Raw genomic sequence first — 24607 nt, forward strand, 5'->3', positions numbered from 1 at the left:
TTCTCCCTGGCGTTTTCAGAGTGCGCCCTTGTCGCGCATGACGCGACGCAGGCCGTTGACTACCTCTTCCGTGCGCGCGCAGGCGGCGCGCTCGAGGACCTTGGAGATGCTCGGCGAAGCCTCGCTGCCGGTGACGCGCTGCACCGGCTGGTCGAGCCAGTCGAAACAGCGGCGCTGAATCTCATCCGCGAGCCAGCCGCCGTAGGAGGTGCCCTGGGCGCCTTGTTCGACGACGAGTACATTGTTCGTCTTGCGGATGCTTGCCTCGATGGTCTCCCAGTCGAGGCTGGCGCGATCGAGCCAGCGCAAATCAACCACTTCCGCATCGACGCCGGCCTGCTCGACCGCCTCCAGCGTGTGTCCAACCATCGAGAGATAGGTGAGCACGGTGACTTCCTTGCCTGCGCGGCGTACCGCTGCTTTCCCGAAGGGAAGCTGATAATCGAAATCCTCGGTCGGGGCCATGCCAGCCGTGTTGTACAGGTCGACATGCTCAATCACGAGCACAGGATCGTTCAATGCGACGGCGGTGTTCATCAGGCCGACATAGTCGAACGGTGTGGACGGTGCGACGATGCGCCATCCAGGGCTGGTAGCGAAGATGCCGGCCGGATCCATGGAATGCTGCGAGCCGTAGCCGGTGCCCATGGCCACCTTGGTACGCAAGACCAACGGCATCTTGATATCGCCACCGAACATGTGGCGCACCTTGCCGATCTGGTTGAAGACCTGGTCCGCCGCCACCCACATGAAATCGGGGTACATGAACTCGACCACGGGCGCATAGCGGCCGTCCATCGCGAGGCCGCCGCCGAGTCCGGCAAAGGCGTTCTCGCTGATGGGCGTGCCGAGGACACGGTCCGGGAAACGGTCCTTCAGGCCGCGCGTCGCGCCGTTGGTGCCGCCCTTCAGGCGGTGCACGTCTTCACCGAGCACAACCACGCGGGAATCGGTTTCCATGCGGCGCGTCATCACATCCGCGACGGCGTCGATGAATTTGCGCGATTCCAGCTTGCCTTGGAAACTGCCCTCTTCTTCCGTGCGCGCCCCCTGCAACTCGCTCAAGTCGCCGCGAATGCCGACGTCCACGAAATCGCGGCTTGGCCAGAGCTCGGGCCGTATGCGCGCCTTTCCCGCCTTGTCCGCGGGGTCGGCTTCAGTGAGCGCGGCAACGACGCGTGCCATCGCCGCCTGGGCGCGCTCACGCAACTCGGCGATCTCCTTGTCGCTGATCAGGCCGCGCGCGATCATGCGTTTTCCGAGCTGCTCGACCGGGTCGCGTTCGCGGAAGCCTTTTTCCTCTTCCTTGCTGCGATAGCCGAAGGCGCTGCCGGGCAGGACGCCGCTATGGTGGAAGTGCCGGTACAGGTCCGCTTCGATGATTGTCGGTCCCTTGCCGGCGCGCATGTGTTTCAGTGCCTCCTGCATGGCGAGGTACACAGCGAGCGGGTCCATGCCGTCGACACGCCAGCTTGCGATATTGAATCCTGCACCGCGTGCCGACAAACGCGGTTCGGCGGTCGATTCCTCCACCGTCGTCGCGACCGCGTAGTGGTTGTTCTCGATAAAGAAGCACAGGGGCAGCTTCCATGCGGCGGCAAGGTTCATGCTCTCCAGCACCGAGCCGATATTGACCGCGCCGTCGCCAAAGAAAGTGACCGCAACGTTGTCCGTGCCGGCCTGCCGGTTTGCCCATGCCGCACCGGCCGCGAGCGGCACGCCGCCGCCGACGATCGCGTTCGTCCCCATCACGCCGGCTTCGGCCCAGCGCAGGTGCATGGAACCGCCGCGTCCGCCGGAAAAGCCTTGCGCCAGCCCGAGGATCTCGGACAGCGTGCGCTTGAGCAGGTTCTCGATATCGTTCGTCAGCGGCGCCTTCGGATCGATACCGTCCGGCATAAGATAACCAAGCGCCTTGGACAGCAGGATGTGATGGCCGCGATGCGGGCCGTTGACCTGATCCGCCGCGACGAGCGGGACGGTGGCGCCGACCACGCCGCCTTCATGGCCGATGCTCAAGTGCGCGGGACCGTGCACAAGTCCTTTTCCGGCGAGGTCTTGTACGCTTTCTTCAAACGCGCGGATCAGATGCAGCTGCGACAGCAGCGTGCCAAGCATGATCGGATCGGCGTTTTTCCAATCCTGTTCAGTGGTGCGTAGTTCCACCCAAGGTGCGGCGGGCGAAAGCGCAATATGTTCTGCCATGATATCGATCTCCAGAGTGGATGATGTGGTTCAGATATAGCCGTAGGCCGTCCAGCCGCCGTCGGCGACAATCGCCTGGCCGTTGATGAAGGAAGCCGTGTCGGACGCAAGGAAAAGGGCAATGGCGGCGATCTCATCCGGCTGCGCCATGCGGCCGGACGGCGTGCGCGCGGTCAGTGCATCGAGGTCCATGCGGCCCTCGTGCACGAGCTGGTCGACAAGCGCCGTTTTCACGTAGCCCGGCGCGATGGCATTGACCCGCACATTCGATTTCGCCCACTCGATGGCGAGCACCTTGGTCAGCATCACGACGGCGGCCTTGCTCGCGCAGTACGCGGCGCGCTCCGGCGCCGCGGCGAGGCCGTACATCGATGCCGTGTTCAGAATGACGCCGCTGCCCTGTGCAACCATCCGGCGTGCTGCCGCCTGCGCGCAATAGAAGACGCCATTCAGGTTGATATCGATTGCGCGACGCCAGTCCGAGGCGCTCAATTCAAGCGTCGGCTTGTTCATGGAGATGCCTGCATTGTTGAGCAGCACATCAATGCGGCCGAACTGTCGTTCCGCCTGTGCGACGGCTTCCTCCACGACCGACTCGTCGGTGATGGAACCGGTCAGGCAGATGAGCTCGACGTTCGAATGCGCCTCCTGCAGGGTTTTCCTTGCCGCCGCCAGTGCGTCGGCATTGATGTCGAACAACGCGAGGCGTGCACCATTGGCGGCAAACGCCCCTGCCATCGAAAGCCCGATCCCGTTACCCGCACCGGTGATGAACACGACCTTGCCCGCCAGATCGGCATACCGTTGCGCTCCGCCGTGCGTACCCGCTTCTACAGCATGTTGTTGTGTCATACGGCTAACCAGTCTTTCATGAGTTGCGAATTTCCCTTCAGCTCATCCGGCGTTCCCTCGAACACGATGTGGCCGTGGCCGAGCACGCATACGCGCGTCGAAATCTTCAGCGCGATGGTGAGCTTCTGCTCCACCAGAACGACCGATACGCCGCGACGGTGGATGTCCTGGATCGCCTCGCCGACGACGGCAACGATTTTGGGGGCCAGGCCTTCCGTCGGCTCATCGATGAGGATCAGTTTCGGATTGCCCAGAAGCGAGCGGCACATCGTCAGCATCTGCTGCTCGCCGCCGGACAGGTTTCCGGCGCGGGTGTTGCGCCGGTCCTTCAACCGGGGGAAATAGGTGAACATCTGGTCGAGCGTCCATTTCGGCGCATCGTCATGACCCTGCTGTTCGCCCATCCGCAGGTTTTCGTCCACGGTCAGGTTGGCGAACACCTCGCGCTCCTCCGGCACGAACGCAATACCGGAGCGGCACACGGTGTAAGGCCTGGCGCCGGTCAGGTCACGCCTTTCGAACAGCACGTGACCCGAGGTTGGCGGAACCAGTCCCATGATGGCTTTCATGGTGGTAGAACGGCCTGACCCATTGCGCCCTAGCAGGCTGATGACCTCGCCCTTGCCGGCCGTGAAATTGACTCCCTGCAGGATATGGCTCTTGCCGTAATGCGCATGCAGGTCCTTGACCTCCAGAAGTGGAGTTGACGTATTCCGGTTCATGCCGTTACCTCCCCGCCAAGATAAGCTTCCTGGACCTGCGTGTTGTTGCGGATTTCGTCGGGTGTGCCGGTGGCGATCAGTTCGCCGTAGACCAGGACGCTGATCCGGTCGCTCAGCGAAAACACGACGTCCATGTCGTGCTCGACGATCAGCAGTGTCCGTCCTTCGGTCAGCTTGCGGATCAGGTCCACCGTATAGTCGGTTTCTTCGCGCGACATGCCCGCCATCGGCTCGTCCAGCAGGATCACCTTCGGGTCGGAAGCAAGCGTCATTCCGATTTCGAGCGAACGCTGTTCGGAATAGGACAACTCGCCTGCGAGCGTGTCGCCTCGTGCGGACAGGCGCACCTGTTCCAGCAACTGCTCGGTTTCCTCCCGCACCTTGGCAGCACGCGAGACTGGCTTCCAGAACGTATATTGCAGTCCGTGCTTCTGCATCACGGCTAGGCGCAGGTTCTCGAACACCGTCAGGCGCGGGAAGATATTGGTGATCTGGAATGAGCGCGCCAAGCCGAGATGATTGACCCGTTGCGGCGGCAGGCCATGAATCGGCGTACCGTCGAGCACGATTTCGCCGCTGGTCGGCGAGAACTGGCCCGATATCAGCGAGAACAAGGTCGACTTGCCCGCGCCGTTGGGGCCGATCACCGCGTGCCGTTCTCCGGCCGTCAGGTCGAGATTGATGCCACGGATGATGTGCGCTTCGCCAAATTGCTTATGGACGTCTCGCAGTCGAAGTATCGGCATATTCATGCCCCCTCCTTGTCATTCAGAAATTGCCACTTGGCCGCGGCGTTACGCAACAGCGCCAATCCCGCAAAGAATGCAGCCACCGGCAAGACCCAGGTGACGGCGCTGCCCGGCAGCCATTCGCGCCCGAATAGCGCAACCGGCGGCCAGGCGCTGCCTGGTGCGATGAGCGACTGGTAGTCTTGATGGAAAATCCGCTGCAGCATTTCGACGGTAAACACCGTGCCTGCCGCCAGCAGCAAGCCACAGGCAATGGAAATCAGGAGCGGTGGCAACAGCGTGGACAATGTGTGCACGCGACGTTGCGCGCCCCACCATGCAATCAATCCTGATATGCCTGTCGGCATGAACATCATCACGATCACGAACAGGATGCCCTGATAGAGCAGCCAGGTGCGCGTCATGTCGGAGACCGCATAGCCGAAGAAGGTCATGACCGCTGCGCCGAGCGCCGGCCCGAGGAACACGCCGACACCGCCGATATAGGCGTTGAGCACCACTTCGGAAGACAGGCGCGCGTCGAACAGGACGTAGTTCGCCGCTTCGTTGTTCATCGCCTGCAGGCCCCCGGCAATGCCGGCGAATGTCGCCGATACCATGAACACCAATACCCTGAGTGCATGCACGTTGTAGCCAAGGAACTGGATGCGATGGCCGTTCTCGCGCAATCCGAGAGTGAGCCTGCCGACAGGCGTGCGCGTGAAAAAGTACAAGATGGCCAGCGACAGCAGTACCCAGAACAGCGTCAGGTAATACACCTGGGTCGAGGTGCCGAAACTGAGCCCCCAGGCGGGCATTCGCATCGATGAAATACCCGCTTCGCCGCCGAACACGCCTGCCAGGTGCGGTGCGATCGAATGCAGCAGCTCGGCGAGCGCGAGCGTGATCATCGAAAAATAGACGCCGGTACGTTTCGTGGAGAACCAGCCGGCGATACCGCCGAGGACACATCCGACGATGCCGCCGATGATCGGCAATAACGGCGTCGGAAGAAGGCCCGCGCCGCCAACGGCGTTCATGGCGTGAACGGTGGCGAAGGCGCCTATGCCGAAATAAGCGGCGTGGCCGAACGACAGCATGCCGCCTTGCCCGGCGAGGACGTTGAAGGCGCAGGCGAACAGCACGGTGATCAGCATCTGGATCGCGGCATTGACGAGCGACGGCGACAGCACGACAGGCAGCACGGCAAGGCCGAGCAAGCCTGCGGCGAGCAGGAGACGTGAGGAATTCTTCATTTTCAGTCCTTATCGCCCATCAGGCCGGAGGGACGCACCAGCAGGATCAGCAACATGAGCGCAAACGGAATCGTCGCTGCGAGGGAGGAGATCTTCAGGGTCAGCAAGCCGCCGACGCTTTGCGCCCATTCGCGCGCACCGAACACGGCAAGCAGGTCCGCTGTGCTGAGATCGATGCCGACCGCGAACGACGTGATCAGGCCGATCAGGATCGATGACAGCATTGCGCCTTCGAGCGATCCGAGTCCGCCGACGACAACCACAACGAAAACGAGTACGCCCAGTTCCAGTGCCATGTTGGGGTTGGTCGTATAGAAAGCGCCGGCAATGGCCCCCGCCAGACCGGCAAGCGCGGCGCCGACCCCAAAGACGCCCAGAAAGACCAGGGGCACGTTATGTCCGAGCGCCTCGGCCATGCGTGGCCGATAGATGGCCGAGCGGACGACGATACCGATGCGGGTGCGTGCCAGCAGGAGATAAATCAAAACGAACATGAGCACGGAAATCCCCCCCATCAGCAGGCGGTAGAACGGATAGTCCGCGCCGAACAGCTGGAAAGCCGCGAAATTGAGCGAGCCGGGTACGCGATAGTTGACCGGATAATTGCCGTAGAAGAGCTTGATCACTTCGGCGATGATGAACGACAGGCCAAAGGTCAGCAGCAGTTCCTGTGCATGGCCGTACCGGTGCACGCGCCGCAGGAAAAAACGCTCCACGACCATGCCGAGCACGCCGACGATCAACGGCGAAATCAGCACGGCAGGCCAGAAGCCGAACGCCTTCTCCAGCGTGTACGCGAGGTACGCGCCAACCATGTAGAACGATGTGTGGGCAAAATTGAGAACGCCCATCATGCCGAAGATGAGCGTCAGGCCCGCCGACACCATGAACAGCAACAAGCCGTAAATGACGCCGTTGAGCAATGAGATGCTGAAGTATTCCATACGTGTCCCCTTCCAACCGGTGCTGGATGCGGTCGTCGTGCAAAGTGAAGAGATGACGGCAGCCCTGCCCGGCGGCGCATGCAGCCAGCGGGATGTGTCAGATGGTTTCTGGTTTGCCGCGGGCGGACCGCCCGCGGCGTTCATGCGAGGCGCTTAGGCCGGGCTTTGCATCCTGCAGGATGACTGGACCGGGTTGACCGACTCTTCGGGGCTGAACACCTTGACTGGCTTGAAGCCCATGTCAGTGCCGTCCGCCTTGAACTTCGCATCCTTGGTCACCTTGGAAACGACCATCGGGATCACGATCTGATGGTCAGCCGCGCGGACGCTGTTTTCACCCACCGGTGTGCGCACTTTGGCTTTTTCCAGTGCCTTTGCCATGACGGTGGTGTTGAAGGCGCCGTTCACCGGCTTGACGTTCTTGAGCGCCTCGCTGATCAGCATCATGCCGAACACGGTTTGCGGCTCGACAAAGGTCGGATAGTGGCCGGTCTTGGACTTGTACTCTTCGGCGAACTGTTCAGTTTGCTTGTTGAGTTCGGCATTGAACGGATGGGCCACGTAGTAACCGAGCGCGGTTTCGCCGGCATTGGCGATGTTGCCGACCTGGTCGAGGAATACCGTGCCGAAACGCACTTTCAGGCCGGCGGCGCTGGTCGCCTTCATCAACAGCAGCAGGTCGTTGGACCAGTTGCCGGTAAGAACAGTCTGCGCGTCGGCAGACTTGATCTTGTTCACGTAGGGCGAGAAATCCTGGATCTTGTTCACGTCGTGCAAGGTGCTCTCCGTGACGCTATAGCCGCCCGCCGGCGCAAATTCCTTGATCGACTTTTCCATGTCCATGCCCCAGGAATAGTTCTGGTTCATCGCGTAGACGCGGCTGCCGAGCTCTTTCGCATCGCGCATTGCGCCGACCAGCGCCTTCACGCGCATCGGCGCGTTGGTCGTAAAGCGAAAATGATAGAAATGGCACTTTTCGCCGGTGAGTTCCAGGGCCTCGCCGCCCATGTTGAAGTAGAGCAGTTCGTTACCCGGATTGCGCAGATTGTGCTTGCGGACGTCCTCGGTGATCTGGCCCGCAATCGCCGACGACGATCCCTGGATGATGATCTTCGCGCCGGTTGCAATGGCCGCCTTGACCTTGTCCGATGCACCGGCCGGACCGCCCTGGTTATCGTATTCAATGAGCTGGATCGGCTCGTTGTTCCAGCCGCCGGCGGCGTTGATCTTGTCAAGCTGGTACTTGACCGCGGCGCGATACATCAGGCCGGTCGACGCCTGCGCGCCGGACAGCGTTTCAACCAGCGCAATCTTGAGCGGCTCCGCCTGGGCCGCAGTCGATGCAAGTGCGGCGAAGAGGGTAAGCACGCAAGCGTTTGTCTTATGGTTCATCCGGATATCTCCTAGGTTTTGCTTGCTAAAAAAGCCGATTACGGCAATGTGGGACGGCCATGAACAGGCCGGCGAATCGCGCCCATTGATCGTGTTGCGGATCGACCAAGTGGCCGCAAAAAAGGAACTGGGAATAGGTACATAGGGCACATGGGGATAGCTTCCATGACGAAATCAGCCGCGATGCCGACCACGCCCGCCTCTCCGTTCACCATGCGCTCCTCCATTTTGTTGTTTTGACGACATTCGATGTGTCGCCAACATGTCTGATGAATTATCTTTACTTGTCATACAAGTGAAGCGCATAATAGCCACGACAAAACATCATGTCAACAACTATTTTGCACTTGTATGACAAGTGCACATGTCATCGCCGGCCCTATCCGTCGACAGGAAAAGGCCCGCATATAAAGGAGAAAAAATGATTGATTTCGAAGGCAGGACGATACTGATTACCGGCGCCGCAAGCGGCATCGCACGCGTTTGCGCGCACATGTTGTCCGCCGCCGGGGCCGATCTCGCACTCAGCGATATCAACGCCGACGCGCTGGAAACAGTGAAATCCGAACTGGATGGCGGCAAGGGCCGCATCAGCTGCCATGCACTGGATATCGGCGACGAAGCGTCATGCATCCGCACCGTCGAAGCGGCTGCGGCCTTCCACGGAAAGATCGACCATCTGATTCATGCGGCTGGCATCTACCCTGAAGGACTGGTGCGCGACATGCAGGATGCGGACTGGCAAAAGCTCATGCGCATCAATCTCGATGGCACCTTCTACATCTGCCGCGCAGTGATTCCCTTCCTCAGCGACGACAGTTCAATCGTCAACCTGGCGTCGGTCGCAGCCCATCGCGGCAGTTTCTCGCATGCGCACTATTCCGCATCCAAGGGAGCCGTCATCAGTTTCAGCAAGAGCCTGGCGCTCGAACTGGCGCCGAAAACACGGGTCAACATTGTTTCCCCGGGTATTATTGAAACGCCGATGACCACCGGCCTCTTGCGACAGAAAGGCCAGGCGCTGCTGGACAGCACCCCGCTGCGGCGATTTGGCACCGCAGAGGAAGTTGCCGGAGGCATAATATTCCTTTGTTCTCCGCTGGCGCGCTTCATTACTGCCGAAACGCTGCACGTCAACGGCGGACTGTATGTCGTATGAGCGCCATACCGCGCGATGCCTGAACACATTCCAACCTCCGAAAGCCTGACAAGATGACAGTAACGCAAAAAGCGCCGATCAAGAGGAAGAAGCCGCCCGCGCGGCCGCACCAGTCGGTGACAGGAGAAGTCGTCGAATGGCTCCGCCGGCAGATCGAAACAGAGCAGCTCAAGCCGGGAGAAAAGCTTCCCAGCGAAAACGAACTGTGCGAGCGCTTTTCCGTTGGCCGCTCCGCAGTGCGTGAAGCGCTGTCGCAACTGAAATCCGAAGGCATCGTCACCGCCCAGCAAGGCCGGGGCGTGTTCGTCAACGAGCGCAGCGCCCGCCAGACGTTCAGGCTGCAGAACCCGTCGCTCGATGATGCCGAGGGCCTGGCGCATATCATCGAACTGCTGGTCACTTTTGAATCGGCGGCGGCCCGCTATGCGGCGGTGCGCCGCACACCGGAGGATCTCAAGCGCATCAAGCGCGCGCTGATCGGCATGGAGTACGCGATCGTCCACGATCAGCTTGGCGAAGAGGAAGACTTTTCCTTTCACCAGGCGATCGTCGATGCCACGAAGAATCCGCATTTCAAGGCGCTCAACGACTACCTCGAACAGCATGCACGCAAGCTTATCCGTCAAGCGCGCAGCAACACGGCCGCCAATTACAGCGACCTGATTCAGGACGTGCAGGATGAGCACAAGGCGATCTTCAACGCGATCGAAGCAGGCGATGCGGCGGCGGCGGCCAATGCCGCCGAGACGCATCTGCACAATGCGGCCAAGCGGTTGAACATGTACGAGAATGTCTGAAATGCACTTGCCTTAGCTGTTTTCAATGGAGCCAAAGCACCGGCGAATCGATATTGCAGCGTGATTGTCCGAAGAATCGCAGCGGACTTCGCCGAATATTGAATCGCTTCATAACTTGCGCGTGTTACACTCGTTTCATGGCAGTTTTCCTCTTATCGAGGATAGCCTGCGCCCTCTTTTGAAGCGCTTCATCCATTTTGGAAACGGCCTCGTGCTCCGTCATGAAAGACTCTCTTAAAACCGCCACCCTGGCCGATGTCGCAAAACTGGCCGGGGTGTCCTTGGGCAGTGCATCGCGGGCACTTTCCGTACCGGGCCAGGTAAAGCCGAAAACCCTGGCCAAGGTGAACATGGCGGTCGCGCAACTCGGCTATGTCCGCAATGGCGCCGCGCGCGCCCTGGCATCGCGCAAGACGCATTCCATCGCCGCCATCTACCCGACACTGAAGAATCCGATTTTCGCGATTTCGATCGACGCCATGCAGCAAACGCTGTCGCAGCTCGGCTATCAACTGCTCGTCTCGAGCCATGAGTACGACACACTGCGCGAGATCGATCTGATCCGCAACATTCTCGAACACCGCATCGACGGCCTGATTCTGGTCGGTTCCGATCACGATGACCAGGTATTCCGGCTGATCCGCCAGCGCCAGCTGCCGTATGTGCTGACCTGGTCCACCGACGAGACGACCTATCCCCACACGGTCGGATTTTCGAACCGCAAGGCCTCGTACGAAATGGCCAGGCTGGTCATCGCAAAAGGCCACAGGAAAATCGCGATATGCGGCGGCCCGACCATGCATAACGAAAGGTCGCGCGCGCGCCTGACAGGAGCGCTGGACGCGCTGCATGAGGCAGGGATCGAGGTGCCCCCGGACTGGATCATCGAATCGCCTTATTCCTTTGAAGGCGGCAGAGACGCGATTCAGGCGCTGTGGAAGCTTGACGAGCAACCCACGGCGCTCATTTGCGGCACCGACCTGCATGCGATTGGTGCGATCCATGAATGCATGGAACGAGGCGTCGATGTGCCTCGGACGCTCTCCATCACTGGCTTTGACGATACCGATCTGGCCGGCATGGTGAAGCCGGGCCTGACCACGGTGCATATCCCGGTGTCGGACATCGGCGTGCGCGCCGCGCAAAAGATGGTTGCATTGATCGACGGAAAGCCGCTGCCCGAAGAGGAGCGGCTGACCACGTATATCGTCGAACGAGGATCGCTGGCGCCACCGAGCCCTACGTCAACAACCAGCCTCCCGCCACATCGACCACCTGCCCCGTGACAAAGCTGGCGTCCGGCGACGTGAGGTAACAACAGACATCCGCGACCTCGCCAGGCGCGCCAAGTCGCCGCAAAGGCGTTTGCTGGATGACGCGGGTATTGGCCTCGCTGACGACCGTCCGCAGCAATGGCGTGTCGATCCGGCCCGGCGCCAGCGCATTGACGGTAATGCCATGCGGCCCGAGTTCGCCGGCCAGATGCCGGGTGAATCCGATCAGCGCTGCCTTGGTCGTGCTGTAATGCGCGGCGACGATATCGCCGAGATAGGCTTTGCCGGCGACCGACGACATGGAAATGATGCGCCCGAACTTCCGCTCGATCATGCTTCCCGCCAGCAGGCGCGAGAAGTAGAAGGCACTATTGAGATTGACCTCGACGACACGGCGCCACTCGTCCGGCTCCATCAGATGCACGGGTCGCGGATGGCCCTCGTGTTTCGGTGAAATGCCGGCATTGTTGACCAGGATGTCGATGGGCCCGAGGCGTTCTTCGATCTCGCGGCAGGCGCGTTCGCACTCATTGAAGTTGGCGACATCGGCCGCCGCGAAATGCATTTTCAGGCCCTTGCCCTGCCATTCGCGCAGGCATGCTTCGCCGCGCGCCTTGTCGAAGTCGACGACCCCGACAGCGGCGCCTTCCTGCACATAACGTTCGGCAATGGCCGAACCGATCCCGCCGAGCCCCCCTGTCACGAGGACAGTACGATTTGCATGACGCATGAGAGTTTCCTTAATCCTTGACTGACAACATGATTTTTCCGATATGCCGGCTGCTTTCCATCAATGCATGCGCGGCCTGCACGTCGCGCAGGGGAAAGACCTGGTGGATATGGGGCAAGCATTTTCCACTCTCCAGGAGCGGCCAGACGGCTGCCTGCAGGTTCTGTACGAGACGTGCCTTCTGTTCGCTGGAGCGCGCGCGCAGCGTCGATCCGGTCAGCGTCAGGCGCCTGAGCATGATGGGCGTGGCATCGAATGCGAAGTGACTGCCTTCGAGGAAGGCAATCTGCACCAGGCAGCCTTCCAGGGCGAGGCATTTGATGTTGCGTTCGACATAGCTGGCACCGACCATGTCGAGGATCAGGTCGACGCCCTTTCCGTCCGTCGCATCCGCCACCGCCGCCACGAAATCTTCGTTGCGATAATTGATCGCCCTGTCGGCGCCGGCGGCGATGCAGGCATCGGCTTTTTCCTGCGAACCGACCGTGGTGAATACATTTGCGCCGAACGCATGCGCCAGCTGGATCGCGGTCAAGCCGATACCGCTGGAGCCGCCATGCACCAGCATCGATTTCCCGCTGCTCAGTCCGCCGCGTTCAAACACATTGGCCCACACCGTCAGATAGGTCTCCGGCAGCGCTGCCGCCTGCAGCATGGAGACGTTCGCGGGAATCGGGAAGCAGTGCGCCGCGTCGGTGACGCAATACTCGGCATAACCGCCGCCCGGCGTCAGGGCGCACACCCGGTCGCCGTTGCGCCATTGCGTGACGCCTTCGCCCACCGCCACCACCGTACCCGCCACTTCCAGCCCGAGATAAGGCGACGCGCCCGCGGGCGGCGGATAGGAACCGGACCGCTGCAGCACGTCCGGGCGGTTGACGCCCGCGAATGCGACTTCAAGCAGTACCTGGCCGGGCGCCGGAGACGGTATCGCGTCATCCACAACGCGAAGAACATCCACCGCGCCGCCTTTTCCGTGATCGACACGTTTCATCTGTTGCGTCATTTGTTCACCTGTCTATTCGTTATTTGAAATCAAAGGCCCAGATAGGCGCGCTTCACATGGGGACTTTCCAGCAGTTCCCTGCCGGTGCCGGACAGGACGATCTCGCCGTTTTCCAGGACATAACCGCGATGGGCAATGCTGAGCGTATGAAAGACGTTCTGCTCGATGAGCAGCACCGTGATGCCCTGCGCCGCGACGGTCTTGATGATGTCGAACATCTGCCCCACCAGCAGCGGCGACAAGCCGAGGGAGGGTTCGTCGAAGATCAGCAACTGCGGGCCGGCCATCATGCCGCGTGCAATCGCCACCATCTGCTGCTCGCCGCCGGACAGCGAGCCGGCGTACTGGCCGAGGCGTTCGCGAACACGCGGAAACAGTTCGAGCACTTCCCCGAGGCGCTCTTCCATGTCGGCCCGCGCCGATTTCTTGTACGCGCCCATCAGGAGGTTGTCCTTGACCGACAGGAACGGAAACAACTGGCGGCCCTCGGGGACCATCGTGACGCCGAGGGACACGATGTCCTGAGTCGGATGATTGGTGATGTCGTGACCCTGGAAATGCACCGAGCCCGTTCTTGCCTTCACGACGCCGCAGATCGTCTTGAGCGTCGTGCTCTTGCCCGCGCCGTTGGCGCCGACCAGCGTCACGATTTCGCCGGCATGCACATCCAGGGAAATGCCCCGCAGGATCTCGCTTTTCCCGTAGCCGGCGCGGATGTCACGAATTTGCAGCATGGAGATACTCCTTCCCGAGATAAGCCTCGATCACTTCGGCATTGTTGACGACATCCGCCGGTGCGCCCTCGGTCAGTTTCTTGCCGAGATTGATGACGAGAATCCGGTCCGACAAGGCCATGGTGGCCTGCATCAGATGTTCGATCATGAGCACCGACACGCCGGTATCGCGTATCCGCTTGACCATGGCGATCGCGCGCTCGACGTCCGCCGGGTTCAGGCCGGCCATGACCTCGTCGAGCAGGAGAATGCTCGGACCGGTTGCCAGGGCGCGCGCGACTTCGAGACGCTTCAGGCCGCCGACGGTCAGGTTTCTCGCCTCGGTATCGAGCAGGCCGGTGAGTTCGGTCTGTTCGGCGACGTTGCGCGCAACCTGCTCCGCTTCGGCGCGGCTCTTGGTGTGCATGAAAGCGCCCAGCATGATGTTCTCCAGCACGCTCAGGCCGGCAAACGGCTGCGCGATCTGGAAAGTGCGGCCGATGCCGCCATGCGCGAAGTCATTCGGTGAGGCGGGACTCGCCCAGCTGCCATCGGCCCGGCGCACCTGCACCGTGCCGCTGTCAGGCCGGATGAAACCGGAGATCTGGTTAAACACCGTGGTCTTGCCCGCGCCATTGGGACCGATGACGCCGAGGATTTCGCCCTGGTGCAAGGTCAGGGAAACGTTATCGGTCGCCTGCAGGCCGCCGAAACGCTTGTGCAGGTTTTCCGCCTTCAGCACCGGCGTGCCATGCGCGACGATGACCTTTGCCTTTGGCTTGATCTTGACCACGGGCTTTTTCTCGATGCCGAGGTAGGGCAAGCGATCGACCAGCTCCCGGATACGCGCGCCGAACTGGCCAACAATGCCTTTGGGCATGGTCAGTACCACGACCACCAGGATGACGCCGTAAATGAAGCCGTGCGTGCCGCTGCCGAAGGTACCGAGCCAGCCGCGCGCCAGTTCCGCAATCGGCAGGACAAGCACCGTCCCCGCCAGCGGGCCGGCGATGCTGCCGAGGCCGCCGATCAGCGCAAACATCGCCACCTGGATCGACAACTCGAGCGAAAACGCTGCGCTGGGCTCGATGAAGGTCAGGTACATCGCATGGAAGGTGCCGATAACGCTGACCAGAGCCGCCGAAATAACGGCGGCGATCAGCTTGACGCGCGTGGTATTGATGCCGACCGCGCTGGCGGCATCCTCCCGTTCGCGCACGGCCACCAGATAGAAGCCGAGGCGCGACTGGCGGATATACCAGGCAACCCACAAGGTGATGGCCAGCAAGCCGAAGGCAATCAACAGGTACGCCCACTTCTCGCGGAAGATCATCCACTGCAGGCCGATGTTCAGCGGCACGGAGAGGCCGGCCGCGCCGCCGGTCCAGCTGCCCTGGTGCACGGTCAGCAGCTTGAACACTTCAAGCACCGCAATCGACGCCAGCGCGAAGAACGGTCCGCGCAGGCGGAAGGTCGGATAGGCGATGGCTGCAGCCACGACGGCGGAGCAGAACGCGCCGGCGATCATGCCGATCCAGGGGTTGATGCCGAACTTGATGATCAGCAGGGCTCCGGTATAGCTGCCGATGCCGTAGAACACCGCATGTCCGAGCGACAATTGCCCGGCATAGCCGCCGACGATGTTCCATGCCGTCGCCAGGCCGCCGAAGATGCAGATCAGGACGAACAGGTGATAGACGAATGGCGAATTGACCGCCACCGGGATGATCAGCAGCAGCGCGAGCACCGCAATGCTGACGTAAGTGCGAGGATGACGAAGATTTGGTATCACGATGGTGCTCCCCGACTATTCGGACCCGCGTCCCGCGCCGAACAGACCCGTCGGACGGAAGACAAGAATCAGGATGAAGATGACGAAGTAGACGACTTCCTTGAGGTCGGGCGCGATATAGAACCCGGCAAGGCTGTCCACCAGGCCGATGATCAACGCGCCGCAGAGCGCGCCAACCATGCTGCCCAGGCCGCCCAGCACGACGATGACGAATGCCGTCAGGGCGAAATAGGTGCCGACCGTCGGAAAGGCGGGATACTGGGTCGACAGCAGCGCCGCGGCGATGCCGACGAAGGCAGATCCGACGCCGAACGCCAGGATGTAGATCAGGTTCACGTTGATACCCATCAGCGTGGCGGCGTAACGGTGCTGCGCCACCGCGCGGAAAGCGCGCCCGACATGGGTCGTTTTCAGGAATACATGGGTTGCGCCGACCAGTGCGATGGCGATGGCAAAGGTAATTACCTGCCCGCTCACGAAGGTGAACTCGCCCAGCTGAAGAGTGCCCGTTCCGACAGCGGCATTCGAGGGACGCACGTCCGCGCCGAACACGAGCAGGGACAGGTTCAGCAATGCGGTCGAAACGCCCACCGTTGCGAAGATCTGGATGTGTGCATCGGCGTGCAGGAGCGGCTGGATGATGAATCGCTGCATCACCGCGCCGATCAGGAACAGCATCACAGCGAGCGGAATGGCGGAAGCATAGGGATGCCATCCTGCGAAGCTCGCCATCAGATAGACGCCATACATGCCGATCATCAGGAATTCGCCGTGCGCGAAGTTGACGACCCGTACCACACCGAAGATCAGCGTCAGTCCGACGCTGATGATGGCGTAGGCTCCGCCGAGCAACAGTCCGTTCAAGACCAGTTGGACAAAGATTTCCATTTGTGTGACCTCAAAAGGGCGGCCGAGCCCCGTCTGCGACGGGGGCGGCCGCACCAACAGCGGGAATGCGGGGAGAATTGCCGCGATTACTGGGCGAAGATCGGTTTGGCAACCGCCGCTTCAGCCGGGAACACCGTCATCAGCTTGCCGCCCTGCCATTGCATGACGTTGGCGGACGCCAGCTCGTTCTGGCCGTTTTCGCCGAAGCGGAAGCCCCAGCCGGCGGCGCTCGATGCGAGTGGCTTCTTGTAGGCCAGGACGGCGGAGCGGATCTTGTCCTTGTCGGTCGAGCCGGCGTTTGCCATCGCATCCAGGAAGGCTTTCGCACCGACATAGTTGACCAGGCTGTGGCCGGAATGCGGCGGCTGGCCATAGCGCTTCTTGTAGGCGTCGACGAACGCGCTCATGCCCGGCGCGCCGGCTTCCTTGGTCTGATAAGTCGGGAAATCGACATCGAATGCGCCGTCGATATCCGCGCCGAGTGCCTGTGCGGTGTCGGACATGGAATAGCCGCCGCCGGCGCCGATCACTGCCTTCGGCTTGTAGCCCGCTGCCTTGGCCTGGCGGAAAAACAGGATGGTGTCGTTCTGGTAGGAGGTCTGCAGCACCACGTCGGCCTTCGCCCCCTTGAGGCGGAGGATCAGGGACGACAGGTCGACCGACTTGGCGGAGTACGGCAGGGTTTCGACGACGCTCAGGCCCAACTGCTTCGCCTTTTCCTTCTGGAAGCCGGCGACCGTGGTGCCGTAGAGGCCGTCCTCATGGATGATCGCGATGCGCAATGATTTCGGGTCGGCCTTGATGGCCGGCGCAATCATGTTCGAGACCGTGCTGACGGTGGTGTCCGCGAAGTCCTTTGCGGTGGAATTGGTGCGGAACACGTACTTGTAGCCGCGCTCGGTGATCGGGTTGGACACGGCGCCCAGTTCGAAATACGGCACACCGGCAAGTTCCGCCACCTGGGTTGCCGCGAAGGAGATGGACGACGAATAACTGCCGAAGATTGCTTTCACATCCTCGACGGAAGTCAGGCGGCGCGCTTCGCCGACAGCCTGGTTGGCGTCCACGGCGTCCGCCTTGACCAGTACTACCTTCTGGCCGTTGATGCCGCCCGATGCGTTGCGCTCTTCGATGGCCAGTTCCAGGCCGCGATAGCTTTCAGTGCCCAGCGATGCGAGCGCGCCGCTGAACGGAAACAGTGCACCGACCTTGAGATCTGCCGCACTGGCCGGCGCCGATGCAGACATCGCAATGCCGACACCCGCGCATACCGTGAGAAAACCATGAAAAAACTTGTTCATATCTGTCTCCAGTCAACTTTCAATACAAAACGTTGCATGCGTTTCGCTGCAACCCATGTCCGGATCTCTATCGTCATCGCAGTCCGGGTGATACTTTTTTGAAGCGCTTCATTTTGCGACCGCATTTCGGCCGCTGCGCTTTCTTGAAAAACGAGGGAATGTCCTGTCCTTGCTGCTGTTGCTACTGCCGGCCCGGCATGCTGCAGGTTGCCTCGCCCACGGACGGCGTTACCGCGCGTCCGCAAGAATCATCTCGGCCCCTTTCTCCGCCACCATCATCACGGCACCCTGGATGTTTCCCGACACCATGGATGGCATGACAGATGCATCGACAACCCGCAGACCGGCAAGGCCATGCACCTTCAGTGCCGGATCGACGACCGCATCGGTATCGCTGCCCATGCGGCAGGTGCCGAGCGGGTGGTAAATGGTCTGGCCGTTGCTGCGGGCGAAATGCAGCCATTCGTCGCGTGACTGCACTTCGCGGCCGGGGCTCATCTCGAAGTCGACAAAGCGTTTCATTGCCGGCCGCTCGACGATGCGCCGCGCGATCTGCATGCCGCCGATCAGGCTGTCCTGGTCGGCTTCGCTGGCGAGCAGGTTGGGACGGATCGCCAGTCCGTCCATCGGATCGGCGGAGCGGATGTGGATGCTGCCCTTGGACTCCGGGCGCAACTGTGAAACCCCGATGGTCATGCCCGGTGCCTTGTCCAGTTTCCGGTCCGCCGCGTTGGCATAGCTGGCATGGACGAAGAAGTACTGCACGTCGGGGCTGGGAAGGTCCGGACGCGACTTGACGAAACCATGCACCAGGCCGGTACCCAGCGTAAGGATGCCGGTCTTGCGCAGGTAATACTCGCTGACCGCAAGACCGAGCCGCCAGCCGCGCGCCAGCTCATTGAGCGTGTTCGTGCCCTTCACCCGCCAGTTCATGCGCGTGGCAAAGTGGTCGATATAGTTTTCACCGACACCGCGCAATGCGTGCGTGACGCGAATGCCGAGCGATTGCAGCAGGTCCGGATTGCCGATGCCGGACAGCTCCAGCACTTGGGGCGTCTGCACCGAACCGGCGGCCATGATGACTTCGGCGCGTGCATTCACGGTCACGTCCTTGCCATCCTGGCGGTAGGTCACGCCGGTGCAACGCTTGTCCTTCAGGTTCAGCCGAAGCACGTGGCACTCGGTGCGCACCACCAGGTTCTTGCGGCTGCGCGCAGGCGCCAGATAGCCGTCCGCCACGCTCCAGCGCCGCCCTGCCCGCTGCGTCGCCTGGTAATAACCGAAGCCGTCCTGCGTGCTGCCGTTGTAATCCTCGTTCATCGGCTGGCCGTCCTCCCTGGCCGCCGCCAGGAACGCGTCGGAGATGGGGAAACGCTCACGCACGCGAAGCAGGTGCATCGGTCCGGCATGACCGCGTTCCTTGCCGCCTTCGGCGTAATTTTCGATCTTCCTGAAATAGGGCTCGACGCTCTTGAAGTTCCATTCGCGCCCGCCGTACTGTTCCCAGCGATCGTAATCCTGTGCCTGTCCCCGCACATAGATCATGCCGTTGACCAGCGTCGAACCGCCCAGCCCCTTGCCGCGCGGTATCGCGATCTTGCGTCCGAGGACGTTCTCTTCCGGCTCGGTCTCGAAGCGCCAGGTGAATTTGGGCGAAGTCATCAGCTTGCTGAACCCGGCCGGAATCGGCACCCAGAAGCCGCGCCCGTTCCCGCCCGCTTCCAGCACGAGCACACGATGACGTCCGGATTCGGTCAGGCGGTTCGCGAGGATGCATCCCGCGGTTCCGCCGCCGACGATGATGTAGTCAAACTCTTCCATGTCGATCTTTCTCATTACATGTTTTTCGGGAAGACCTTGCCGGGATTCATACGGCCGGATGGATCGAGTGCATGCTTGATGCGCGCCGCAATGTTCAGTTCGGGCGTTGCTCGGCAACGCATCAGCTCGCCGACCCGGTACTGTCCGATGCCGTGTTCCGCCGAGATGCTGCCGCCGTGCGCAACAACGATGTCGTGCACCAGCGTGTTGACCGCGTGGCTGTCGGTCGCGGAATCCACCAGGATGTTGTAGTGGATGTTGCCGTCGCCCGCATGGCCGAAAGCGTTGACGCGCGCGTCCGGGAATACGGTTCGCAACGCCTCGCCGGCCTGCTGCAGGAAGCCGGGAATGGCCGCGATCGGCACCGAAACGTCATGCTTGACCGACCGGCCTTCGCGCGCTTCCGCTTCAGTGATGTGCTCGCGCAATGCCCACAGGTCCGCAGCCTGGCGGCCTGACTCGGCAACGACGCCATCGCTTGCATCCTCGTTCTCGAGGACCTGCGCCAGCACTTCTTCCATCGCGGCGCGCAGGCCGGAAAGGGATGAGCTGGCTTCCAGCAGCACATACCAGGGAGACTGTCCGAGCGGACAGGTGCGCGATGCCTGTTTCACGACGAGTCCCATCGATACGCCGGAAATGAGTTCGAATGCGTTGAGCGTTTCATCGAGCGCGCCACGTGCCGCCTGCAAGACGCGCAGCGCCGCCTCGGGCGTGGGTACGGCCAGCAGCGCGGTTTCACGGTGTCGCGGCAAGGGCGCGAGTTGCAATACGGCCGCCGTGATGATGCCGAGCGTGCCTTCGCTGCCGATGAACACCTGCTTCCAGTCGTAACCGGCATTGTCCTTGCGCAGCCCGCGCAAGCCGCTGACGATGTCGCCCTCCGCCGTCACGACTTCAAGGCCGAGCACCCGCGAACGCGCCATGCCGTAACGCAGCACATTGATGCCGCCCGCATTGGTCGCGAGGATGCCGCCGATGAGCGCGGATCCCTCGGCAGCGAGGCTGATCGGCAGCAGCAGGCCTGCTTCGCGCGCCTTGTCCTGCGCGACCTTCAGGATGCAACCGGCTTCCACTTCCAGCGTTGCGCCAACCGTATCCAGATGGCGAATGGCGTTCATGCGCTCCAGCGACAGCACCACCTGCGTGCCCGACGCGTCCGGCGTCGCGCCGCCGGACAAGCCGGTATTGCCACCGGCCGGGACGATCGCCACGCCGGCATCCACGCATGCCTTGACGATGGCCGACACTTCCGCTGCGCTCGTCGGCAATACGGCGCACAGCGCCTTGCCGCGAAACAGCTGCCGCCAGTCCGTGTTGAACCGCGCCAGGTCGGATTGCAGTTCAATGACGCCACGCTGCCTGAGAAGATCGCGGAAGCTGGCGAGAAGTGAAGAATGCGGCGTATTCATCGTCGCTCAGGCCTGACCGGCTTTATCGGATGCTTCCATGAAGGCCGCCATGAGTTCCACCTGGCCGGCCAGCATCGGCAGGCCACGATGAATGGCACAGCCTTTCGCCTTTGCAGCGACCAGCAAGGGCGTGTCGACCGGGTCCATGATGATTTCGCAAACGGTTTGCGACGGAGACAGCTTGCCGGTGTCCAGCGGCAAGGCATCATTGGGACGCAAGCCCAGCGATGTTCCATTGATGACAAGATCATGACCGGTTGGATCCGTCGTGCCGACGCTTGCGGGGACAGCGGGATAGGCCGTGGCGAGGCGTTCGACCAGATCGAGCGCCTTGTCCTTTGTTCGGTTCGCAATGGTGAGGCGCGACACGCCCGCCTCGGCCAAGGCAAACGCAATGGCATTGGCGGCACCGCCCGCGCCTGCAAGATAGGCGCTGCAGCCCTTGACCGGAATGCCGTTGCGTGCAAGTCCGGCGACAAAGCCTTTTCCGTCCAGCATATCCGCAACCAGCCGTCCGTCAGCCTCGCGGCGAACGACGTTTGCCGCGCCCATTTGCCGTGCAGCGTCGGAGACCTCGTCACAGAAAGACAGGATGGATGTCTTGTGCGGCACGGTCACGACGAATCCGCCCAGGTTGCTGATCGCCCTGAGACCCTGCACTGCGTTCTGGAGGTTTTCCGGACACACATGCAAGGCGACCATCACACCGTCCACGCCACGTTCGCCCAGCAAGCGATTGATCGCCTGCGGTGTTTTCACGTGATGGATCGGATCCGCAATGATCGCGTATAGCCGGGTTTTTCCTGAAATTGTGTTCATGTGATTACGCCTGTATTACGCCTGTGTATAGGCCGTCTTGACGACGGTGTAGAACTCGCGTGCATAACTGCCCTGCTCGCGCGGTCCGTAGCTGGAATCCCTGCGCCCGCCGAAGGCGACGTGGTAATCCACGCCGGCGGTAGGAAGGTTCACCATCACCATCCCCGCGGAGGAACGTTTCTTGAAATCGCTCGCATACTTCAGCGACGTGGTGCAGATACCGGAGGAAAGCCCATAGACCGTGTCGTTGGCAACGCTGAGGGCTTCTTCGTAATCCTTGACGCGGATGACGCTGCCAACGGGGCCGAATACTTCTTCGCGGTTGATCCGCATGTCGTTGGTGGTTTCGACGAAGAGCGCCGGAGAAAGATAGAAACCCGGTGTGCTTCGTTGCGGGCGGTCTCCACCGCAGACGAGGCGCGCCCCCTCATTGCAGGCGATGTCGATGTAAGCAAGATCCTGGTCCAGCTGCGCCTGCGAAACGACCGGTCCGATATCCGTTCCCGGCGCTAGCGCATCGTCGACCTTCAGCGCTTTCATCTTTTCAACGAGAGCCGCGACGAAGCGGTCATGAATGCCATCCTGCACAACCAGGCGGCTCGAACCGGTGCAGCGCTGTCCGGTCGAAAAGAATGTGCCATTGAGTGCGGCGGATACCGCGACGTCCAGGTCGGCGTCGTCAAGGATCACGAGCGGATTCTTCCCGCCCATCTCCAGTTGCACCTTGGCGCCGCGCTGCATGCAATCCATGCCGATCCGCCTGCCGGTTGCTGTCGAGCCGGTAAAGCTGACCGCGCGGACCAGTCGGGATTGGATGATCGTGTCGCCAATCTGCGAGCCGCGTCCCATCACAAGATTGAATACGCCGGGCGGCAGGTTGCCGGCCCGCACGATAATTTCGGAAAGCGCCCAAGCGCAGCCGGGCGTCAGATCTGCCGGCTTGAATACAACGGCATTCCCGTAGGCCAGGGCCGGCGCGATTTTCCAGGCCGGAATGGCGATCGGAAAATTCCACGGTGTAATCAAGGCAATCACGCCCTCCGCTTCGCGGGTGACCTCGACATCCACACCGGGCCGCACCGATGGCAGACGCTCGCCCCCCATTCGAAGCGCTTCAGCCGCGAAGAACTTAAAAATGCGGCCGGCCCGTACGACCTCGCCGATTCCTTCAGGAAGTGTCTTGCCTTTTCGCGCGACAGCAGGTATCCGAGTTCGTCCTTGCGTGCGAGGATTTCGCTGCCGATCCGGTCGAGCGCGTCGCTACGCACTTCCGGCGAGCTGCGCGCCCACCCTGTTTGCGCCTGTGCTGCAGCTTCGATGGCAATCAGGGCCTGGCGGGCATCGGCATAAGCATATTCGCCAATGAGATCGTCAGTATTGGAAGGGTTGATGTTGCGGTTAACCGCAACGCCCTCGACCCACTCACCCGCAATATGGTTCTTGTACATGGGCTGCTGTCTCCGTTCGCGCCAATCTCGAAAAAATGAAGCGCTTCAAATTACTTTTACGGACGATACTCTTTTCGTTATTCGGTGTAAAGCTTTTTTGAAGCGCTTCAAATATAGATGCAAAAAAGCAATCCCTGGCGCCGGTACTGGCGCATGCAGATCGGGAGGGAGGTTGAGAAATTACTGCGCGGGACTGATGCCACAGCGCCAACGCAAGAGTGTCGAGCTGATGGCAGGCCATCTTGATCTACTGCGTATGCGTTCTAGGCGTAGTTGCTGCGTCTTGGTCAGTCGGCGTAGTCGGATGAAGCGCTGCTGGATCGGATACTGGCCTGGGTTGTGATGCGCATAGTTATGCGCCCCACGTACCTCATTGCGCTTGGCATGCGCCAGTAGCGCTCCTAAAACCATCTGCGCCCATTCCATCGCCCTTGTAGCGCGATGCAAGGCAGTATCAGTTGAGACAGAAAAACAAACGCCAGTCAGCCACCTTGTGGTTGTAGTTCAGGTCCAATAAAAAAGCCTGCTCGAGGCAGGCTTTCTTGACCCAACTGTGCCCCAACCGAGTGGGTCTGAACGCTGATATTGGCGTGAATTCTGGTGGACAGTACTGGGATTGAACCAGTGACCCCCGCCGTGTGAATCGGAAAACTTGCCTAGCGTTAGAAAATCTTAGTTAAATAAATCTTTAAAAAACAATAGCTTAAATTAGAAACTCATAGAAAATCTTAGCAGAAATTACCTTTTGATTTGTGGCAATTCTGTGGCAAATTTTCGTATTGTTCGCGCACCCAAGTCTCAAACTGATTGGGGTCCATTAAATTCTGATTCAGGAACCTGACCAGACTTCCCTCCCTTAATACGTTCCAACCTCGATGTGGAACTGTCCATCGTGAGTGGCTTACAAATCGCTGATGCGTCATTCGGTAGCAGTCCCCGCGCTGAAGCGCCCGCCATTCGGAATCTTCGGTGAATCCGAACGCCCAAGCTAGACGGTTCATTGTGAGCCCATCCCTTTTTGCGCATTTGGTCACGAAGTGAGCCCAACCGCGCAAGAACGTCTGCTTGTATTCCTTGTAGGCCGTTAGCGCGGGACGACGGCCAACCTTCGCCCTGGAATGGCTGCGAGCTGCCAACTCCTCCATTGCGGATCTCACAAGTCTTTCCCGGTACTGCTTCGCCACCTCATCCGCATTAAACCAGCGTTTCTGTTCATGCGCGCACAACGCATCGAACAACTCATCTTGACTATCCATGCCCTCAACATCCGCGTTCCATGTCGCTAAATTTGAGGCATTGGCCGCAAGTTCCGCTAGGTATCCCATCGTTTACCTCGTCCTTGAATTTT

The 24607-nt window shown here is 61.0% G+C and carries 20 protein-coding genes and 1 pseudogene; 3 read left to right on the forward strand and 18 right to left on the reverse strand.

The annotated features are described in order from the left end of the window. Positions 1–15: 15 nt before the first annotated feature. The 7 genes from AC3WOY_RS04680 to AC3WOY_RS04710 all read right to left on the reverse strand — a co-directional run bounded on the left by AC3WOY_RS04680 (position 16) and on the right by AC3WOY_RS04710 (position 8099). Positions 16–2205, reverse strand: a complete 2190-nt coding sequence (locus AC3WOY_RS04680) for an alpha-ketoacid dehydrogenase subunit alpha/beta (RefSeq protein ID WP_492421255.1) — start codon at positions 2203–2205, stop codon at positions 16–18. Between the two features lie 30 nt (positions 2206–2235). Beyond that, on the reverse strand, positions 2236–3057 hold the full coding sequence (locus AC3WOY_RS04685; protein WP_492421257.1) for an SDR family NAD(P)-dependent oxidoreductase: 822 nt from the start codon (positions 3055–3057) through the stop codon (positions 2236–2238). Beyond that, positions 3054–3779, reverse strand: coding sequence for an ABC transporter ATP-binding protein (locus AC3WOY_RS04690; protein ID WP_492421259.1), 726 nt, complete (start codon positions 3777–3779; stop codon positions 3054–3056). The genes AC3WOY_RS04685 and AC3WOY_RS04690 overlap by 4 nt, the downstream gene beginning before the upstream one ends. After that, positions 3776–4531 carry an ABC transporter ATP-binding protein gene (locus AC3WOY_RS04695; RefSeq protein WP_492421261.1) on the reverse strand — a complete coding sequence of 252 codons (756 nt, stop codon included), beginning with the start codon at positions 4529–4531 and terminating at the stop codon, positions 3776–3778. The genes AC3WOY_RS04690 and AC3WOY_RS04695 overlap by 4 nt, the downstream gene beginning before the upstream one ends. Beyond that, positions 4528–5763 (reverse strand): branched-chain amino acid ABC transporter permease, encoded by a 1236-nt coding sequence (locus AC3WOY_RS04700; protein ID WP_492421263.1) that lies wholly within the window; start codon positions 5761–5763, stop codon positions 4528–4530. The genes AC3WOY_RS04695 and AC3WOY_RS04700 overlap by 4 nt, the downstream gene beginning before the upstream one ends. A gap of 2 nt (positions 5764–5765) precedes the next feature. Continuing rightward, complete coding sequence (locus AC3WOY_RS04705; protein WP_492421265.1) at positions 5766–6707, reverse strand: branched-chain amino acid ABC transporter permease; 942 nt, start codon at positions 6705–6707, stop codon at positions 5766–5768. A gap of 153 nt (positions 6708–6860) precedes the next feature. Beyond that, a complete protein-coding gene (locus AC3WOY_RS04710; protein WP_492421267.1) occupies positions 6861–8099 on the reverse strand; it encodes a branched-chain amino acid ABC transporter substrate-binding protein in 1239 nt (412 codons plus the stop codon). Between the two features lie 421 nt (positions 8100–8520). Here AC3WOY_RS04710 and AC3WOY_RS04715 point away from each other — a divergent pair, with 421 nt between their 5' ends. The 3 genes from AC3WOY_RS04715 to AC3WOY_RS04725 all read left to right on the forward strand — a co-directional run bounded on the left by AC3WOY_RS04715 (position 8521) and on the right by AC3WOY_RS04725 (position 11341). Beyond that, the gene (locus tag AC3WOY_RS04715) at positions 8521–9258 is read left to right on the forward strand and encodes an SDR family NAD(P)-dependent oxidoreductase (RefSeq protein ID WP_492421269.1); all 738 of its coding nucleotides are present in this window, start codon (positions 8521–8523) and stop codon (positions 9256–9258) included. Between the two features lie 53 nt (positions 9259–9311). Then, complete coding sequence (locus tag AC3WOY_RS04720) at positions 9312–10055, forward strand: FadR/GntR family transcriptional regulator (protein WP_492421271.1); 744 nt, start codon at positions 9312–9314, stop codon at positions 10053–10055. A 221-nt stretch (positions 10056–10276) separates the two neighbouring features. Continuing rightward, on the forward strand, positions 10277–11341 hold the full coding sequence (locus AC3WOY_RS04725; RefSeq protein WP_492421273.1) for a LacI family DNA-binding transcriptional regulator: 1065 nt from the start codon (positions 10277–10279) through the stop codon (positions 11339–11341). Here AC3WOY_RS04725 and AC3WOY_RS04730 read toward each other — a convergent pair. The 11 genes and pseudogenes from AC3WOY_RS04730 to AC3WOY_RS04780 all read right to left on the reverse strand — a co-directional run bounded on the left by AC3WOY_RS04730 (position 11295) and on the right by AC3WOY_RS04780 (position 24584). Beyond that, complete coding sequence (locus AC3WOY_RS04730; RefSeq protein ID WP_492421275.1) at positions 11295–12059, reverse strand: SDR family oxidoreductase; 765 nt, start codon at positions 12057–12059, stop codon at positions 11295–11297. The two genes, AC3WOY_RS04725 and AC3WOY_RS04730, sit on opposite strands and share 47 nt — an antisense overlap. A gap of 10 nt (positions 12060–12069) precedes the next feature. Beyond that, on the reverse strand, positions 12070–13065 hold the full coding sequence (locus tag AC3WOY_RS04735; RefSeq protein ID WP_492421277.1) for an NAD(P)H-quinone oxidoreductase: 996 nt from the start codon (positions 13063–13065) through the stop codon (positions 12070–12072). A gap of 29 nt (positions 13066–13094) precedes the next feature. Beyond that, entirely contained in the window at positions 13095–13799 is a 705-nt protein-coding gene (locus AC3WOY_RS04740; protein ID WP_492421279.1) for an ABC transporter ATP-binding protein, read from the reverse strand. Further along, the gene (locus AC3WOY_RS04745; RefSeq protein ID WP_492421281.1) at positions 13783–15570 is read right to left on the reverse strand and encodes a branched-chain amino acid ABC transporter ATP-binding protein/permease; all 1788 of its coding nucleotides are present in this window, start codon (positions 15568–15570) and stop codon (positions 13783–13785) included. The genes AC3WOY_RS04740 and AC3WOY_RS04745 overlap by 17 nt, the downstream gene beginning before the upstream one ends. A gap of 15 nt (positions 15571–15585) precedes the next feature. Beyond that, on the reverse strand, positions 15586–16458 hold the full coding sequence (locus tag AC3WOY_RS04750) for a branched-chain amino acid ABC transporter permease (protein ID WP_492421283.1): 873 nt from the start codon (positions 16456–16458) through the stop codon (positions 15586–15588). Positions 16459–16544: 86 nt separating this feature from the next. Beyond that, a complete protein-coding gene (locus AC3WOY_RS04755; RefSeq protein WP_492421285.1) occupies positions 16545–17759 on the reverse strand; it encodes an ABC transporter substrate-binding protein in 1215 nt (404 codons plus the stop codon). Positions 17760–17987: 228 nt separating this feature from the next. Then, positions 17988–19580 carry a GMC family oxidoreductase gene (locus AC3WOY_RS04760; RefSeq protein ID WP_492429191.1) on the reverse strand — a complete coding sequence of 531 codons (1593 nt, stop codon included), beginning with the start codon at positions 19578–19580 and terminating at the stop codon, positions 17988–17990. A 14-nt stretch (positions 19581–19594) separates the two neighbouring features. Continuing rightward, positions 19595–20992 (reverse strand): FAD-binding oxidoreductase, encoded by a 1398-nt coding sequence (locus AC3WOY_RS04765; protein ID WP_492421287.1) that lies wholly within the window; start codon positions 20990–20992, stop codon positions 19595–19597. A 6-nt stretch (positions 20993–20998) separates the two neighbouring features. Then, positions 20999–21811 carry a shikimate dehydrogenase family protein gene (locus AC3WOY_RS04770; protein WP_492421289.1) on the reverse strand — a complete coding sequence of 271 codons (813 nt, stop codon included), beginning with the start codon at positions 21809–21811 and terminating at the stop codon, positions 20999–21001. 15 nt (positions 21812–21826) lie between these two features. Then, positions 21827–23259 (reverse strand): annotated as a pseudogene (locus tag AC3WOY_RS04775) (aldehyde dehydrogenase family protein). Positions 23260–23987: 728 nt separating this feature from the next. Beyond that, complete coding sequence (locus AC3WOY_RS04780) at positions 23988–24584, reverse strand: hypothetical protein (RefSeq protein WP_492421291.1); 597 nt, start codon at positions 24582–24584, stop codon at positions 23988–23990. Positions 24585–24607 lie beyond the last annotated feature (23 nt).

It is taken from the genome of Noviherbaspirillum sp. FW303-A3 (assembly GCF_058788695.1).

Bases quoted from the DNA above. Each gene is read 5' to 3' on its own strand.
- AC3WOY_RS04680 (WP_492421255.1), bottom strand. From the start codon at position 2,205: ATGGCAGAACATATTGCGCTTTCGCCCGCCGCACCTTGGGTGGAACTA.
- AC3WOY_RS04685 (WP_492421257.1), bottom strand. From the start codon at position 3,057: ATGACACAACAACATGCTGTAGAAGCGGGTACGCACGGCGGAGCGCAA.
- AC3WOY_RS04690 (WP_492421259.1), bottom strand. From the start codon at position 3,779: ATGAACCGGAATACGTCAACTCCACTTCTGGAGGTCAAGGACCTGCAT.
- AC3WOY_RS04695 (WP_492421261.1), bottom strand. From the start codon at position 4,531: ATGAATATGCCGATACTTCGACTGCGAGACGTCCATAAGCAATTTGGC.
- AC3WOY_RS04700 (WP_492421263.1), bottom strand. From the start codon at position 5,763: ATGAAGAATTCCTCACGTCTCCTGCTCGCCGCAGGCTTGCTCGGCCTT.
- AC3WOY_RS04705 (WP_492421265.1), bottom strand. From the start codon at position 6,707: ATGGAATACTTCAGCATCTCATTGCTCAACGGCGTCATTTACGGCTTG.
- AC3WOY_RS04710 (WP_492421267.1), bottom strand. From the start codon at position 8,099: ATGAACCATAAGACAAACGCTTGCGTGCTTACCCTCTTCGCCGCACTT.
- AC3WOY_RS04715 (WP_492421269.1), top strand. From the start codon at position 8,521: ATGATTGATTTCGAAGGCAGGACGATACTGATTACCGGCGCCGCAAGC.
- AC3WOY_RS04720 (WP_492421271.1), top strand. From the start codon at position 9,312: ATGACAGTAACGCAAAAAGCGCCGATCAAGAGGAAGAAGCCGCCCGCG.
- AC3WOY_RS04725 (WP_492421273.1), top strand. From the start codon at position 10,277: ATGAAAGACTCTCTTAAAACCGCCACCCTGGCCGATGTCGCAAAACTG.
- AC3WOY_RS04730 (WP_492421275.1), bottom strand. From the start codon at position 12,059: ATGCGTCATGCAAATCGTACTGTCCTCGTGACAGGGGGGCTCGGCGGG.
- AC3WOY_RS04735 (WP_492421277.1), bottom strand. From the start codon at position 13,065: ATGACGCAACAGATGAAACGTGTCGATCACGGAAAAGGCGGCGCGGTG.
- AC3WOY_RS04740 (WP_492421279.1), bottom strand. From the start codon at position 13,799: ATGCTGCAAATTCGTGACATCCGCGCCGGCTACGGGAAAAGCGAGATC.
- AC3WOY_RS04750 (WP_492421283.1), bottom strand. From the start codon at position 16,458: ATGGAAATCTTTGTCCAACTGGTCTTGAACGGACTGTTGCTCGGCGGA.
- AC3WOY_RS04755 (WP_492421285.1), bottom strand. From the start codon at position 17,759: ATGAACAAGTTTTTTCATGGTTTTCTCACGGTATGCGCGGGTGTCGGC.
- AC3WOY_RS04760 (WP_492429191.1), bottom strand. From the start codon at position 19,580: ATGGAAGAGTTTGACTACATCATCGTCGGCGGCGGAACCGCGGGATGC.
- AC3WOY_RS04765 (WP_492421287.1), bottom strand. From the start codon at position 20,992: ATGAATACGCCGCATTCTTCACTTCTCGCCAGCTTCCGCGATCTTCTC.
- AC3WOY_RS04770 (WP_492421289.1), bottom strand. From the start codon at position 21,811: ATGAACACAATTTCAGGAAAAACCCGGCTATACGCGATCATTGCGGAT.
- AC3WOY_RS04780 (WP_492421291.1), bottom strand. From the start codon at position 24,584: ATGGGATACCTAGCGGAACTTGCGGCCAATGCCTCAAATTTAGCGACA.